This window comes from Bacteroidales bacterium (assembly GCA_035299085.1).
In the GTDB taxonomy this organism is placed as follows: domain Bacteria; phylum Bacteroidota; class Bacteroidia; order Bacteroidales; family UBA10428; genus UBA5072.
This window is the reverse complement of sequence record DATGXG010000026.1, coordinates 90,258-106,362: the sequence shown is the minus strand read 5'-3', so window position 1 is coordinate 106,362 and position 16,105 is coordinate 90,258. Positions and strand designations below refer to the sequence as shown.

Below are 16,105 nucleotides of genomic sequence, written 5' to 3'. Positions count from 1 at the left end.
CCCCGCCATAATATGGCGGGGCTTTAACTAAATATCTAATATGCTAAAAAGCTAATAAGCTAAAACTTATACGCATTGTCTTCAATGAGCCTGTCGGCTATTCGGCGGCGGGCATCCTTGGTGTTTACGCCGGTTACCTTTGTTAAGGTTTCCATAGTTTTTACAAGAGATGTTGCAGTGGCTGCATCTGCAAAAGCGTAGATGGCATCACTGGCTTCCTTGCGGATTTTGTCGGCTGCATCATAAATGAAAACATCAGCAATATCCCTGTATATTGAAGCAGCTGCTTCGCCCTTCATTCCCTGAAGTTTCTGCACTCTGAGAACAAGTGATTCGCCTACATAGGTTTCCATCATCATATTGGAAATGTTGTTCAGCACTTCTTCCTCGCTCACAAGCTGTTTTCCGAACTTGGTGTTTACACCGTGAATGGCAATGAGAATGGCTTTCTTGAAGTTATCAATGTAACGCAGTTTTTCCTGGAACCAGTTTTCGTTTCCTGTCTTTCCATCAGTAAGCGTCGATGCTTTCTCATACATTTCGGATGCCCTGTCGAACAGTTTGAAATCGCCCTTCATGGCGCGCTTCATAGCTGTGTCAACAACCAGGAGGCGGTTGATTTCATTGGTTCCTTCGAAAATACGGTTGATCCTTGAATCACGATAGCCTTTTTCAACGGCCATCTCAGCGGAATAACCCATACCGCCATGGATCTGTACAGCCTCGTCGATTACATAATCAAGAACTTCCGATCCATATACCTTAAGAATGGCGGCTTCAACAGCATAATGACTGATACCATCAATCGAAGCCTTACCTTTATCGCAACCTTCCACTTTGTATTTTTCAATCAGGTCGTCTATATCCTTACTAACCCTGTAAGTGGCGGATTCGGATGCATAGGTACGGATTACCTGTTCGGCCAGTTTGTACTTTATAGCGCCGAATGTTGAAATCAGCACACCAAACTGCTTGCGCTCATTGGCATATTTTACTGAATCATTGATCGCTTTCTTTGCAGCTCCAAGCACATTGGCACCCAGTTTCAGGCGGCCCATATGCAGGATGCTCAATGCAATGCGGAAACCTTCACCACGGCGACCCAGCAGGTTTTCAACCGGAACTTTTACATCGGTATAGAAAATCTGGCAGGTTGATGATCCTTTAATACCCATTTTATGTTCATCGGGATTAACAAGGACACCCGGAAAATCCTTCTCAACAATAAATGCACTGAGTACCCTGTCGTTGTCGATCTTTGCAAATACTGTCTGCACATCGGCAAAACCGGCATTGGTGATCCACATTTTCTGACCGTTGAGGATATAATATTTGCCGTCTTCCGAAAGTTTTGCGTTAGTTTTGCCTGCGTTGGCATCGCTTCCTGCACCCGGTTCGGTAAGGCAGTATGCGCCCAGCATTTCACCGGTTGCGAGTTTGGTAACATAACGCTCACGCTGGTCTCCATTTCCATAATACATGATCGGCAGGGTACCGATTCCGCAATGTGCCATGAAAGCTACAGAGAATGAGTAACCGGCACCAATGGTTTCAGCTGCAAGCATCTGGGTTACAAACGACTGTCCGAAACCATTATATTCTTCAGGTATTGAAATGCCCATTAATCCAAGTTCGCCGGATTTTTTAAGCATGCTTTTCATCAACTCGCGATCCTGCTTGTCAACCTTATCCACATTCGGATATACTTCGGTTGTAAGGAAATCCTGGCAGGTTTGGGCGATCATTCGTTGTTCTTCGTTGAACTCCTCGGGAATAAAAACGTCTTTTGATTCTACATTCTCGACAAGAAATTCACCGCTTTTCAATACTTTTCTATCCATTGTTCGTTTTTTGAGTTATAAATCTAAATCCATTGCGATCAGCTCGGCAATGTCATAATTCTTTATTTCTTCTTCTTTGTTCTTGTATTTTAGACCGTCGGTCATCATGGTCATGCAGAAAGGACATGCTGTTGCAATCACAGAAGCACCGGTTTCAATGGCGTCTTCAATCCTTTCGATAAAAATCTCCTTGTTACCCTTTTCGGCTTCCTTAAACATCTGGGCACCGCCGGCACCACAACACAAGGCAAAGCTTTTGTTCCTCTTCATCTCAGCATAATTGCCAGTAAGGCCATGAATCACATTCCTGGGTTCTTTATAAATATCATTGGCGCGTCCCAGGTAGCAGGGATCATGGTATGTCACTTTCTTATCAGCAGGAAGAGCCTTTTTCAGCTTAAGCTTACCTTCCCTCATTTTTTCATCAAGGAATTGTGTATAGTGAATCACTTCATAATTACCGCCCAGGTCAGGATATTCATTTTTGAAGATGTTAAAGCAATGAGGACATATTGTAAGAATCTTCTTTACCTCATACATTTTGAACAGTTCAATATTCTGCAAAGCCTGCATCTGATAAAGCATTTCATTGCCTGCCCTGCGTGCCGGATCGCCGGTGCAGGTTTCTTCCCTGCCCAACACGGCATAACTTACACCAAGGTGTGTCAACACTTTGGTGAATGCCCTGGCCACTTTTTTATAACGGTCGTCAAATGCCCCTGCACAACCTACCCAGAACAGGTACTCAGGTTTCTCGCCCCGGGCAAACAATTCCGACATTATTGGAATATTAATTATCATTTACGATTTACGATTTACGATTTACGATTCTTAGCACATTGGCATATTGGCACATTGGCACATTGGCACGGCACATTATCAGTGTGACTTCATTTCAAGATCTTTTGCCCACAATAACCTGTCTTCAGGTGAAAACTGCCAGGGTGCGCCGTTGTTTTCAATATTGCTGAAAACACTCTTGATTTCACCGGGAGCAGATGCTTCTTCCATTACAAGGTACCTGCGCATATCCACAATGATTGTCGGGTGGTTGATATTGATCGGACATTCTTTTGCGCAGGCATTGCAGGTAGTGCAGGCCCAGAGTTCTTCCTCGGTAATGTAATCCCTTAACAGGGATTTATTATCGGTATAAGCCTTGCCGTTCTTCACCATACCGGGTCCTTTTTCATTCATCCTTGCCCGGACGTCCATGATAACCTTACGGGGGGATAGTTTCTTGCCCGTGATGTTGGCAGGACAAACAGAAGTGCATCTTCCGCACTGTGTGCATGAAAGAGAATCAAAATAATTCTTCCACGTTACATCTTCAATATCTTTAATACCGAACCGTTCGACAGGAGCATCGGTAACCGGGACGGCAGCTGCTGTATCAGGATTCAGCATGAGCTTCACTTCGCGGGTTATGCTGTCCATGTTCGTCAGTTTTCCCAGGGGATCAAGGCGTGACAAAAACGTGTTCGGAACTGACATGAATACATGGAAATGTTTTGAATAGGGAAGCATGTTAGCAAAGACGAATATCAGCAGGATGTGAGCCCACCAGCATACTTCATGAAGAATGTGAACGCTGCCTGATGAAAGATTTGTGAAGAGACCCGCAAAGGCAGAACTGACAGGGAAGACACCACTTACAGGTTCACCGGCAAGCGATTGCTGTGCTACATAAAAAGTATTCATCCCCAATAAAGACAGCATCAGAAGAAGGATCATTGAAAGTGCGATGTTTGCATCTATATGGGTGCTCTTTTTCATTTCAATTCCTTCAAACCGCTTGATATGAAAGAAAAGCCTGCGGCTGAGGAAAACAAGGATTGAAATCGCCACAATCAGGGCGAAAACATCACCGGATCCGCTGATGATTTTGTAGAGAACCCCCAGCACATTCAAAGCTCTTTCGGTATCGAAGAGCCCGTCGATTACCATTTCAATACTGCCGATGAGAATAACACAGAATCCCCAGAAAACAAGGGCATGAAGTAACCCGATTACAGGACGGCGGAAAATCTTGGTCTGTCCAAAGGCCACATCCATCATAACACCGAACCTTTTTCCCAGGTCTTTCACCGGAAAACCTTTCCTGGTGAGCCGGAAAAACCCGACAAGCCGGCTGACTGTATATGCGAATACACCCAGGGTAAGAAGGAGAGCTATAGAAAAGATTATTTGTTTCATCTATTAACCTGTTTGTTTTTGATTTTGCAGCTCGCAGACTGTCAGGTCATAGCTTACAGACCCTTGTCCCATTGACTCTGACGTCCATTCGGATTCTGTCAGGACATAGCCTGCAGCCTGCAGCCTATAGCCTTTATTTGCTTTTTATTTCTTTTACGGCTTCCACCAGTTTAGGTAAAACCTTCTGCACATCACCCACAATTCCGAATTGGGCTGCTTCAAAAATTGGAGCGTCCTTATCGGTATTTACAGCCACGATATATTTGGATGAACTGACTCCAGCCAGGTGCTGTGTTGCACCTGATATGCCAAGAGCAATATAAAGATTCGGCGCAATGATCTTGCCTGTCTGACCCGTATGTTCTTCATGACCCCTCCAACCTTCGTCGGAAACAGGTCTAGAACATGCAGTAGCTGCACCGAGCAGACCAGCCAATTCTACAAGCGGACCCCAGTTATCCGCCGATTTCATTCCACGTCCGCCGGAAACTACAATTTCAGCGTCGGTTAACAGTATTTTACCTGTTTGTTTCTGGACCTCTTTAACCTGTGTCCTGATCCCGGCACGGTCAACCTGAACAGAGACATTCTCAACAGTTGCTCCATTGTTCTTTTCTACAAGGTCAAAAGAATTCTGCGCCAGTGTCAGAATTTTGACATCGGTGTTGATCTGCAGATGTGCAAATGCATTTCCTGAATAGGCACGTTTATAAACAACAAATGGATTGGTGCTTAACGGAAGGGCACTTACGCCTGAGCCGATACCTGCCTTCAATTTAACTGACAGCCTTGGAGCAAGCGCTTTACCCGAATTGTTATTGGCAAGAATAACGACTCCTGCATTTTCCTGTACAGAAATTCCGGAAATAATTTTTGTGTAAGTCTGGTTATCCAGTACCTCAAGCCCTTCAGCATTGGCACTGATAATTTTATTTACACCATAATTGGCAAGTTTTGTCAACTCACTGTCGTCAACCTTACCAATTGAAAGGGCAACAGCGGATGTATTCAATAATTCAGCCACCTTTGCGGCATAGGAAGCAAGTTCGAATGACAGTTTCTTGAATTTACCATCCCAGTTTTCAGTATATACCAGTACAGACATAATTTTCCTGATTTAAATGTTGAAATGAATTTTACTAGATAAGTTTAGCCTCGTTTTGGAGAATCGCAATAAGCTGGCCCGGGTTTTCCGGATCGATAAACCTGCAGGCAGCACGGGGCTTGGGCATTTCATATTTTATAACCTGTGTGAAAGCATCACAAGCAACCGGTTCCATAAGCTTGATGGGTTTTGTGCGGGCCATCATGATACCGCGCATGGCAGCAATTCTTGGTTCTTTGGCAATACCTTTCTGAACTATGGCAACCAGGGGTGTTGGTACAGTAATTGTTTCCCTTCCGCCATCAATTTCACGGTTAATAATAACCTGTCCGTTTTCAATATTCAGACCGGAAACGGCAGATACAGAAGGATAATCAAGCAATTCTGAAAGCATACCGCCCACAGTTGATCCGTTATGATCACTGGATTCGATACCACAAAGGATAATATCGAACTGCTCCGCTTTTACAACTTCAGCAAGCTGAAGGGCTACGAAATAGGCGTCTGACGGTTCAGCATTGATCCTTATAGCATTATCTGCACCAATCGCAAGGGCTTTCCTGATCGTAGGCTCGGAAGCAGCAGTTCCTACATGGGCTACTGTTACCGATGCAATGCCGTTGGCTGCATTATCTTTTAATTCAAGGGCACGGGTAAGCGACAGCTCATCCCATGGGTTAATAACCCATTGAATACCTGTTACATCCAGTTTCCGGAAATCTTCTATAAATTTAACTTTGGTAGTGGTGTCAGGAACATTACTGATACATACAAGAATTTTCATCTAAGCAAATTTTTTAATTATACAACACGGAATATGTTATAACCTTCACTATGAGTGATTTATATCATAAACTATAAGGGGTTTTTGCAGCCTGCCCCTAATTTTCAGGCCTACAAATATAAAATAAAATAGAAAAATACAACCCGTATGGTGCTTATTTGGAATTTTTCAGAATTACATGTAATAAATGAAATATGTTGATAAAGTCAGGCCTTCCATTAGTCAAAATGTGAAAAAACGAAAAGGATTAATGATTAATTTTGTTAGTGTGATTCTCAGGAAATGAAGGAATTGATTCAACGGACTATAGATCTCTTAAAGAAAAAGGTAAGAGAAAATCTTGAGGTTATTAACAGTAACCAAACTCTTCTTAACGATTTGCTAAAACAACCTTTTTCAAAGGAAAGAACCTACCTGATAGAGAAAAATTACTCCGCCAACAAAACACTGCTGTCTGAAAACAACGAACTTATCAGTCTTCAGATTACACTCATCAGCTTTCTTGAAAAGCATAAAGAAATGCTTTCGGAATGGCAGCCGGAAAATGAAACTCCTATTGACCAGGACCTGGATGCACTGCTTGACGATGATGAATTGTTCGATCTGACGATCCAGGGAAAACTTGGCTTCGGAAAAGATCATCCCCGTTTCACCGATGAAGCCTTTTTTAATAAACTACTGAGTTATTATTCATCCATCGAGGCCTATGAAAAGTGCACCGCCATTATGGATCTGAAGAATAAAAACCTTTTGCGGGACTCAGATATAACTCACTGACACTTTTTTTAGCAGTTTCTCTTCGAGCAACTGCGCAATACGGTTAACCACGGTTCTTCTGATCTCCAGTTCCACAGGAAGATGCGGATCCTGGTGAGCTATATTGATGCGCGTACCGATAATAATTTTGATGGCATCGCTTTCCAGGATAAGCTTAACGATCTCATCAGCGGGCCCCCTGTTCAGCTTGGTATTTGGGCTGTATGCCTTTAGAATTTTCTCAACTTTATTCAATGTAAGGATGCCTTCGGTGAACAGATCGATACCCTCCATTACGTTGATCGGTGGCAGTTCGGGATCTTCAAACTTGAATACGTCTTCGATTTTCAGGTTCAGTTCACGTGAAACAATATCCCCTGTTGTAGCTCCCATTACAATCTTTTTGCCTTTAAATTCACGCACCTCGGCGGCAAGAGTTTTGTCATCTTCCTTGTTGTATGGTGGCCCGGTACAGATAAGCAATTCACGGGGCTCCCTGAAATAAATAATACCGCAGGTTGTATCATCCTTCGACTGAAAACCGTCGTTCCGGTAGGCCATGTTGAGGATCCGGCCGGCCAGGTCGCGTGCCGAAATATGAGGATATTGCCTGATCATATCTATGGCAAACCGGCCCACGTTGTCGATTCCCCAGCCAAACGGCAGTCTCGGCGTTCCAAGTCCCGACTGCGTTATACCGTCTGTGCAGAAAACGATTCTGTCGCCTTTAACCGGCGTGAAAGTACACTTTCTGATCTTCTTGGAACATTTGGTATCACCGTGGAGAACAATTGTCTTTGAATCCTCCGGTTTAAGTATTTTCCGGTCGCGGATAATTATGCATTCAGGGTTGTCATATTCCACCATGGTTACCCTGTTTCCCTGTTCGATATCAATAATAGTGAAGGTGGAATAATTCATTTTGCGCTCACTGCATTCAGGAAGCGTTTTCATAATGATTTCAGCCGTTTTCTCCGGCTCTTTGTGTTCTTTCGTAAAGTTAACTGCCATAGTAGCAGTAAGCGTGGCCAGAATGCTGGCTTTCACGCCATGTCCCATTCCATCGGACAATACAACCACAATGCGGTTTTCTTCCTTCACTTTGCTTGAAAGAAAGATATCACCGCATATCCGCTGTCCTTCATAGCTTTTCTGCTGGTAATCCACTTCAACAAAAAAATCCTCACGCATGGGAATGTATTTACGATTTACGATTTATGATTTATGATTTACGATTTACGATTTACGATTTACGATTTACGATTAAAAGAATTAATTGTCAGGTCCGGCAGAGACGCGATTCATCGCGTCTCTACGAAGGAACCATGTTACTTCTTGTGCCCCTCGCCTTTATAAAATTCTATAATCGAATTCAACATATGTTCAATGTCGGTAGCGCCTTCACCTAAAAGAAAGCCTATTTTCTGAACCATTTCAAGATTCCTGTCGATTACCTCCGTGATCCGGTTAATCACTTCTGCGCGCTGAACTTCGGGGGCTCGCATATCCCTGATGATGCCGCCTGCTATCTTTCCTTTCTCGATAGGGAAAATAGAAACGTTGAGCAATTCATCCCCCACTTTTATATCCCTGTTTTCAATGCTTTCATTCTCCGATATAACATACGAAAACAGGTTTACCAGGTGTGACGGGACCAGTTTATTCAGATCGGCGCCCGTAAGACCCGGGATCACTTCATTGATTTGCTCGGCCTCTTCACCCAGGATGGTTGTGAATGTGGCGTTAGCCTTTACAATCTTGAGCAAATGGTCGACGATTACAACACCGGCCCTTAGTTTTTCGAGCATGGCGTTGGTAAGCTCAGATGCCTGCGAAGCACTTTCCTTTTCAAATTTTGTTTTTGCCTCGGATTCTTTCAATGCCTTGCGCGCCTGGGCCAGCTTTTCGTTCAGTTCATGAAGTGATGACTCAAATTGTTTGCTGCTGCGGCGTGCATATGAAATACACATTTCAGGAATCGTAATGCCGTTGGCAATATCCCTTGCAAAATCAATACAGCTCGAATATCCGCATTCAAGGCATGCTACAGGGTTATTTTCGGGTTTACCCAGGTCACGGAGTATTTCAGCTATTTTTTCCTGGCCAGGCATCGGTAACCGCTGATCATCTGAATTAAATGTCCTTGTAAGGTCTAATTCCATATATTTCTGCAGGTTATCATACCATTCCACCCGGAAGAAGTTCTGAATGCGCTTGTTTGCATACTTGATCACCTGGAATTCCTTGTACCATCGGTTACCTCTTTTGGTCATACCCGGTCCGTCGAGGCCGTTCCCAAAACTGATATAAAAATGACGCTGGATTGTTGTGATATTAGCCTCAAACTGGGCGATAGCCGACAACATGGCTTCCTTGCCTTCGATTGAGAACATGCTTGCCGTCAAAAGGTTCTCATCCATATCTGCTGCCTGTGCAAAACCGTTTGTGAGAGGAAACAGGGAACCCTTATAGCTGATAGGACCATCAACAGAAGAAAATTCAAGGTTTGATTCGTCAATACTGTATATGGCAAACAGTTTCCTTAATTCTTCAAAAGTGATAACCACATCCACCCTGCCATCACCGTCATGCCGTAAGGCTTCATTTTTAGTGGCAATCTGGGGCCCTATATACAATATTTTAATGTCATCTGTATAAATTGATCTGACAATCTTTGCCATTGTGATCATGGGCGTTTGGAGAGGCGTCAGGTTACTGATCAGGTTGGGATGGAATTTTTCGATAAAGTTTACAACAACCGGATCAATTGAGGCAATATAGTAGCGTCCCCTGAAATCATTCAGCAAACTCAGGTATTTATAGGCTAAAAGGTCAATTGCAAAGGATATCTCATGCACATGATGCACACCGAGTGACTTGATCATGGTGACAAATTTCCGGTGATCGGATATGTCATCAAATTCAGCAGCAATACTTGGAGAAACCAAAGCCACGATTTTGTCACCCGATTCGAATAACTGCCTGGCTTCGTCGATTGAACTGCGATAGCTAAGTGCACCGGGTTCACAAACCTTGATGCAATCGCCGCAACCGATACACCAGTTATTATTCACTTGGGGGAACGAGTCATCCGCAAGCAAATGAATGGCCTTTACGGGGCACGTTCTGACGCAGGCATAGCACTTAGTGCACAGCTTTTCATCCAGATTGACCAGTGGTTCAGGCACCATACCGGTTTTATTTTAATAAATCATGCAGTCCTTCAGCAAGAATATGATGAATGTTTTCTTCGGACACTTCGTTGTATACTTTGCCTCCGATTTTCAAATTCGGACCAATATTGCACTCCCCAAAACAATGATCTCCCTTGAATAATACCTTTTCGGTGAGACCATGCTGAACGATATATCGCTGAACAATTTTCAGAATGTTCTTATTTCCCCGTGCAAAACATGAACTACCAAGACAAATGATGATTTCTCTGCGATGATTCATCAGATTTACTGAATATGCTGTAAAGATAGAAAAGAATAAAAACGGTACAACTTTATGCGTCAAGTTGTAAATAGTTATTTTTTGTATTTTAGCTTTATCAACTCATACATGATGAACAGCCTTCCTGAAAAAACAATTGAGCGTTTGAGCGAGTACAGGCGAACCCTGTTCCGGTGCCTTGACGAAGGTAAAACTCATATTTTTTCACACGAACTTGCTGATTTGCATAATATAACTGCCGTGCAGGTCAGGCGCGATATTATGTTCATGGGCTATGCCAGCCAGGGTCGTAAAGGCTACGATATTACTGAACTGATCCAGGTTATTGGGAAAATTCTTGACCCTACGGATGTTTTAAATATAGCTATTGTGGGTTACGGCCATCTTGGAAAGGCAATTTCTTCGTACCTTTTAAACAGGAGGCCTAATCTGAAGATTGTAGCAGCCTTTGATATCGATCCGAAAAAAATCGGATCCAATTCGGTTGTTACCTGTTATTCGGTTGACCGCCTAAGGGAAATAATTTCAGCCAGCAATATTTCACTCGCATTGCTTACCGTTTCAGCCGCAGCGGCCCAACAAATGGCAAAAGCCCTTGTAGCTTCAGGAATAAAAGGTATTCTCAACTTTACATCGGCCAACCTGAGCGTACCTCCTGATATTTACCTTGAAGAATATGATATGATCACTTTGCTTGAAAAGGTAGCCTATTTTGTTAAAATGGCCGAACGCCTTTCATGACTTTCGAGGGCAGCTTTAATTATGCGTATGACATTCAATGCTTCTTCAGGCTTGACAGCCAGTTCGGCACCATTGACAATGGTCTCAAATAAGTTTTTATAAAAATCCTGGTAACACCCTGCGTAAGTCTCAACACGTCCCCTGAAATGGATTCCATTCACAGTTGTATTCAGAATTCCCCAATTGGCTTCCGGTTCCCTGCCCCAATCGGGTTCATCGGGATACCGGCCGGCAATCAGCGCTTCCTCCTGCGGATCAGTGCCATATTTAACATAGGATCCTTCAGTTCCGTGAAGCATAAACCTTGGCCCGGGTTCGCGCACCAGGTAACTGCTTTTCAGAGAAACTTTAAGGTCCGCATAATATAAATTCAGGTCAAACAGGTCATCAACAAGCGATCCTGTGCGTTGCTTGCGCAAATCGGCATAAACAGCATCCGGCATGCCGAAAAGAAAAAGACTCTGGTCAATCAGGTGAGAACCCAGGTTATACAGTGTACTGGCTTTCAATTCCGCTTTCTCTTTCCATGAATCCCTGATAAAATTTCTGAACCTGTCGAAATGCGCTATATACTCTACAAGCCGGCCCACCATCCTGCTTTCTATTATTTTTCTTATTGTAAGAAAATCACCTTCCCAACGCCTGCTTTGAAATACGGTCAAAATCCGGTTCTGCTCGCGCGAAATCCGGATGAGTTCTTCTCCTTCACTAATTTCATGAATAAAAGGCTTCTCAACCACTACGTGTTTTCCAGCCAGAAGGGCTGCTTTTGAGTATTCAAAATGTGTATGATCCGGTGTGTTCACAAGTACCAGGTCTATCTCAGGATCCTGAATAATTTCATCTGCAGTCCTTACAATGGTTACATACGGATATCTTTCAAGTGCATCGTTTGATGAGCGTTGCATGATTTTTTTCATTTCATAACCGGGAAGCACATGCAGCAACGGGCAATGGAAAACCTTACCCGACATGCCATACGAAAGAATACCAACACGGATTTTATCCATACAAATAATGAATTAGGGATTATGAATGAAAGATAGTGAAAAAAAGAACCGGTTAAAACCAGTTCTTTCTTCTGAACAGAAGCACACCAAAGGATGCCGCACCAAGACACATCAAAACTACCAATGCAAAGCCCCACGGGTTGTTTTCAAAATTGTTGGGAACATTCATACCGTAAAGACTTGCAATGAATGTGGGAATCATAAGAATAATAGTAATAATGGCAACCTGTTTCATCACCACGTTCAGGTTATTCGAAATCACACTGGCAAACGCATCCATCATACCACTCTGAATATCGCTGTATATATTGGCCATCTCAATAGCCTGGCGATTTTCGATAATTACGTCCTCAACAAGATCCTCATCCAGGTCAAGCGCTTTAATGTACTTTGAATTGCGGAGCTTGGCAATCAGAATGTCATTTGATCGCAATGAAGTCATAAAGTATACAAGGCACTTTTCCATACGGAGCATCTTATGCAATTCCTCGTTCTTTGTTGATTTTTCAAGATCCTTTTCAATATCTCCAACCTGGATGTTGATCAGTTTGAGATAATGCATATACAAATTGGCAACCTGCAGGAATATCTGCATGATAAAATTAGCCTTATTATTAAAATCAACTTTTTTATTGCGAAGCATTGCCGGTACCAATTCATTTTTGGTCTGGCAAATAGTGATTATGAGGTTGTTCGAAACCAGAATTCCAAGAGGAACGGTTGTGTAAGGAATGCCATTTTGTGAATTGGCTACAGGAATACGGATAATGATGGTGAACCAGGACTCATCCATTTCACTGCGTGCTCTTTCATCTACGTCAAGGATGTCATTAAGTTCTTCAGGAGGAACTTTGAGCTTTCCGGTCAGGAATTCAATTTCATCTTCCGTAGGGTTGGTTACGGAAATCCAGTCGTTTTTTGAGAATGATTCTACGGCAGTAAAGCCATTGTTGTAAGTCCAATAGGTAATCATAGCGACCTCCTGTCTGTATAAAACCGCAGCAGGCCCCCATGACCGGCTGCAGGTCAGTTTAACTTATAATAATATACACCCGCGTGATAATCGTCCATAAACGGAAAACTTTGATGCAAAGAAAACAAAATACTTTTTAATCACATGGCATTTTAAGAATTTTTTACTTTTCCATGATGGCATTATACAGAACCTGCTGAACATCAGTGCGCACATTCATTTCAATTATCCTGTTATTTTCGGCATTCGGGTATACCCTGTTCGACAGAAATATATACACAAGGTCATAAGCAGGGTCCACCCAAATCATGGTACCGGTAAAACCGGTGTGACCATAACTCAGGTCGGATGCGCTGCGGCATGCCGGGCTTGCCTTTGTCACATCGGGTTCCGGTTTATCGAAACCCAGTCCCCTCCGGCTTCCTTTAATACCCATCCGGTCTTTCGTAAAAAGTTCTATTGTTTTTTCTCCCAGGTATCTTTCACTTGCGTACTCTCCCCCATTCAGCATCATCTGGAAAAGTTTGGCCAGGTCAACCGCATTTCCAAATAAGCCGGCATGTCCTGATATGCCTCCGAACATGGCTGCACGGGGATCGTGAACATACCCGTGAACCAGCTGATGCCTGAATAACTGGTCATCCTCTGTGGGTGCGATTTCATCCATGTCGAACCGGTGTAACGGGTTAAAGCAGAGACTTCCCGCACCAAGTCGCCTGTAAAACAGGGAGTCAACAAGCCGGTCAAACGGAACCCGGGTAATCGTGTCAATCATCTGCCTTAAAAGAATAAAGCCGAGATCGCTGTAAACATATTCTTTCTTTTCCCTCAGAGGTGAAGCGGATATGCCATTGTACATGGTGTCGGGCCAGCTTTTACAGATGTAAATGTTATCTGCCACACAATACGGAAATTGCCCGGATGGCTTACGCGATATGATGTTGTTTTTAAACTGTGTATACCGGTTAAGGTATTGCCCGTTCCCAATTTTAATAGGGTTAACATCCGACAAAGACGGGGCTACAAGGATGTTTCCTTTAAAAACAGGTTCCTCTGTGTCGAAATAAAACTGGATAAATGGCTGAAGACCCGACTGGTGGAGCAACACATCAGCAACGTATAAATTCTTTTTATTTGTTTTTTCAAGGTATGGCAGGTAGGCCGAAAGTTTCTGGTTAATTCCCACGCAACCCTCGTCAACAAGGTGCATCATGGCCTGTGTTGTGGCCGCCACCTTGGTTACCGATGCCAGGTCATACAAGTCGGAGCTTTTTACCGGCCGGTTATGGTTGTATTCGTGGTACCCCCATGTTTTATTCAGGATTACTTTGCCTTTCCTTGCAACGACAACTTCACATCCCGGAAATGCCTGGTAATCCATAGCTTTTTGAATTATTGCATCAATCTTGTCGAGTGTATCCTGGCTCATCCCCACCTCAAGAGGAATTGTAAATTTCAGTCTGCCGCATCCGGCCATGGGAATACCTGACTTAATTGCTTTCCATGATTCGCAGCTTACAGGAAGGGTACCATTAATGCCGGCAGCTCCGAAAATAGCCTGGGCTGAACGGTTCTGAACCTGTGCTGAATTCTCATATGAAACAATAAGGCCCTTTACTTTATCCAGATTCGTGAAACGACTTATAGTGTAGGGACTTGTAAAAAGGTCGAGTATCACCTTATAGCCTGATGAAAGAGAATCGGCAATGGTGATCAGCGTGTCACTAATGCCATATTGATTGGCGGGACTGACCGAATTACCATGAACGCTGGCTATGACAAGATTATATTTCCGAAGTTCATGATACACACTGTCCGTTTTCCGTATATCCTTACCATCCAGGAAAAACTTTTTAACGGGCATATACAGGTTCAATGCATCACTGAATGCCGTATCCTTTTCACTGCTCAGAACAACGGAAGCGATTTTCAATGTATCAAGCCGCTTCAGCGGAAGAATGCTATTTTCATTTTGCAGCAGGGTAATCGCCAGTTCTGTAAGCTTCTGCTGCAACAGCACATATTCCGGTTTATTCAGGTCCTTTGTGAGATTTGAAAGAATTATGGGGCGATAATGATTTAATCCGGCCCAGTATTTCGCCGACAATACTTTCCTGCATTTGGCGTCAATCAGAGCCTGGTCTATCTTTTTATTCCTGACTTTGCGGGCGAGATCTTTGATCACATCCTGCACGTCCTCAGGCATCAGCAGTATATCGTTCCCTGCTTCCAGCGCCATCTGTGCGGCTTCGAGCGGTTTATAATACCTGGTTATCGCCCGCATGTTCAATGCATCCGTAAAAACAAGCCCTTTGAAACCCATTTGCTTTTTTAACAGGGAATCCACAACGAGTCCGGAAAGCGAGGACGGCATGTTCTCAGCCGGGTCAATCGCCGGAACACTTAAATGTGCTGTCATTACACCCGAAAGTCCATTAAATATCAGTTCCCTGAAAGGCTTTAACTCCAGGCTGTCGAGACGCTCGCGCGACTGGTTAATGACAGGTATATCCTTATGGGAATCGGTTTCAGTGTCACCGTGACCGGGAAAATGCTTGGCAACTGCCAGGATGCCTCCGTTCTCAAGCCCGATCATATAAAAAAGTGATTTCCGGCTCACTGTTTCAAGGTCTTCACCAAACGACCTGCGATTAATCACCGGGTTACAGGGGTTATTGTTTACATCAACAACCGGTGCAAAATTGATATGAACACCGAGCCGCTTCATTTGCCGTGCAATCTGAACGCCCATATCAAAGATCAGCCGGTCGTCTTCAACCGCACCGAGCATCATCTGGCTGGGGTAGCGAATAGTACTGTCAAGCCTCATGGCCAGACCGTTCTCGGCATCCATTCCGATCAACAGCGGAGTTTCTGAAAGCGACTGGTAGTAATTGGTAAGTTCTGCCTGGTGATATGGTGTGCCCTGGAAAAAAACAATGCCACCTATCTTGTTTTCACGGATCAGCCGGGTTATTTCAGCTTCATTCCCTATGTTGTTATTCGAATACGCTGCCACCATTACCAATTGGGCAATACGTTCTTCAATGCTCATTGAGTCGAGCATTGAATCTACCCAGGTTGAGGGCGCTTTGAGAAATTCAGGATCCGCCTTGACTTTGGGTAAGCCTGTCTCCTTGTCGTTTAGCCGGTTTTCGGGAATCGACCGGGTAAAAACAATGATAACAACCGCAAAACACACTATCAATACCGACCTCAATAAATACCTGTTCATTTGCCCAA

13 protein-coding genes are annotated in these 16,105 nt (G+C 43.7%); 2 read left to right on the top strand and 11 right to left on the bottom strand.

Features of this window, described 5'->3' with window-relative positions; all coding sequences use genetic code 11:
• Positions 1-59: 59 nt before the first annotated feature.
• From VK179_08470 to VK179_08450, 5 genes are all read right to left on the bottom strand, one after another.
• Positions 60-1,841, bottom strand: coding sequence for an acyl-CoA dehydrogenase family protein (locus VK179_08470; protein ID HLO58763.1), 1,782 nt, complete (start codon positions 1,839-1,841; stop codon positions 60-62).
• A gap of 15 nt (positions 1,842-1,856) precedes the next feature.
• Positions 1,857-2,621 carry a (Fe-S)-binding protein gene (locus VK179_08465; protein ID HLO58762.1) on the bottom strand — a complete coding sequence of 255 codons (765 nt, stop codon included), beginning with the start codon at positions 2,619-2,621 and terminating at the stop codon, positions 1,857-1,859.
• 99 nt (positions 2,622-2,720) lie between these two features.
• Positions 2,721-4,037 carry a (Fe-S)-binding protein gene (locus tag VK179_08460; protein ID HLO58761.1) on the bottom strand — a complete coding sequence of 439 codons (1,317 nt, stop codon included), beginning with the start codon at positions 4,035-4,037 and terminating at the stop codon, positions 2,721-2,723.
• Positions 4,038-4,170: 133 nt separating this feature from the next.
• A complete protein-coding gene (locus VK179_08455) occupies positions 4,171-5,142 on the bottom strand; it encodes an electron transfer flavoprotein subunit alpha/FixB family protein (protein HLO58760.1) in 972 nt (323 codons plus the stop codon).
• A 34-nt stretch (positions 5,143-5,176) separates the two neighbouring features.
• Positions 5,177-5,926 carry an electron transfer flavoprotein subunit beta/FixA family protein gene (locus VK179_08450; protein ID HLO58759.1) on the bottom strand — a complete coding sequence of 250 codons (750 nt, stop codon included), beginning with the start codon at positions 5,924-5,926 and terminating at the stop codon, positions 5,177-5,179.
• A 282-nt stretch (positions 5,927-6,208) separates the two neighbouring features.
• On the opposite strand from VK179_08450, the gene VK179_08445 reads away from it, so the two are divergent.
• Positions 6,209-6,703, top strand: coding sequence for a hypothetical protein (locus VK179_08445; protein HLO58758.1), 495 nt, complete (start codon positions 6,209-6,211; stop codon positions 6,701-6,703).
• Here VK179_08445 and VK179_08440 read toward each other — a convergent pair.
• The 3 genes from VK179_08440 to VK179_08430 all read right to left on the bottom strand — a co-directional run bounded on the left by VK179_08440 (position 6,686) and on the right by VK179_08430 (position 10,138).
• Entirely contained in the window at positions 6,686-7,873 is a 1,188-nt protein-coding gene (locus VK179_08440; protein ID HLO58757.1) for a SpoIIE family protein phosphatase, read from the bottom strand. The two genes, VK179_08445 and VK179_08440, sit on opposite strands and share 18 nt — an antisense overlap.
• A gap of 137 nt (positions 7,874-8,010) precedes the next feature.
• Positions 8,011-9,873 carry a [Fe-Fe] hydrogenase large subunit C-terminal domain-containing protein gene (locus VK179_08435; protein HLO58756.1) on the bottom strand — a complete coding sequence of 621 codons (1,863 nt, stop codon included), beginning with the start codon at positions 9,871-9,873 and terminating at the stop codon, positions 8,011-8,013.
• Between the two features lie 7 nt (positions 9,874-9,880).
• Positions 9,881-10,138, bottom strand: a complete 258-nt coding sequence (locus VK179_08430) for an NAD(P)H-dependent oxidoreductase subunit E (protein HLO58755.1) — start codon at positions 10,136-10,138, stop codon at positions 9,881-9,883.
• A 54-nt stretch (positions 10,139-10,192) separates the two neighbouring features.
• Between VK179_08430 and VK179_08425 the strand changes: the two genes are divergently transcribed.
• Positions 10,193-10,879 (top strand): redox-sensing transcriptional repressor Rex, encoded by a 687-nt coding sequence (locus VK179_08425; protein ID HLO58754.1) that lies wholly within the window; start codon positions 10,193-10,195, stop codon positions 10,877-10,879.
• On the opposite strand, the gene VK179_08420 is transcribed toward VK179_08425, so the two are convergent.
• From VK179_08420 to VK179_08410, 3 genes are all read right to left on the bottom strand, one after another.
• Positions 10,846-11,889 carry a Gfo/Idh/MocA family oxidoreductase gene (locus VK179_08420; protein ID HLO58753.1) on the bottom strand — a complete coding sequence of 348 codons (1,044 nt, stop codon included), beginning with the start codon at positions 11,887-11,889 and terminating at the stop codon, positions 10,846-10,848. The two genes, VK179_08425 and VK179_08420, sit on opposite strands and share 34 nt — an antisense overlap.
• 52 nt (positions 11,890-11,941) lie before the next feature.
• Complete coding sequence (locus VK179_08415; GenBank protein ID HLO58752.1) at positions 11,942-12,862, bottom strand: magnesium transporter CorA family protein; 921 nt, start codon at positions 12,860-12,862, stop codon at positions 11,942-11,944.
• 163 nt (positions 12,863-13,025) lie between these two features.
• Complete coding sequence (locus VK179_08410; protein ID HLO58751.1) at positions 13,026-16,097, bottom strand: glycoside hydrolase family 3 N-terminal domain-containing protein; 3,072 nt, start codon at positions 16,095-16,097, stop codon at positions 13,026-13,028.
• Positions 16,098-16,105 lie beyond the last annotated feature (8 nt).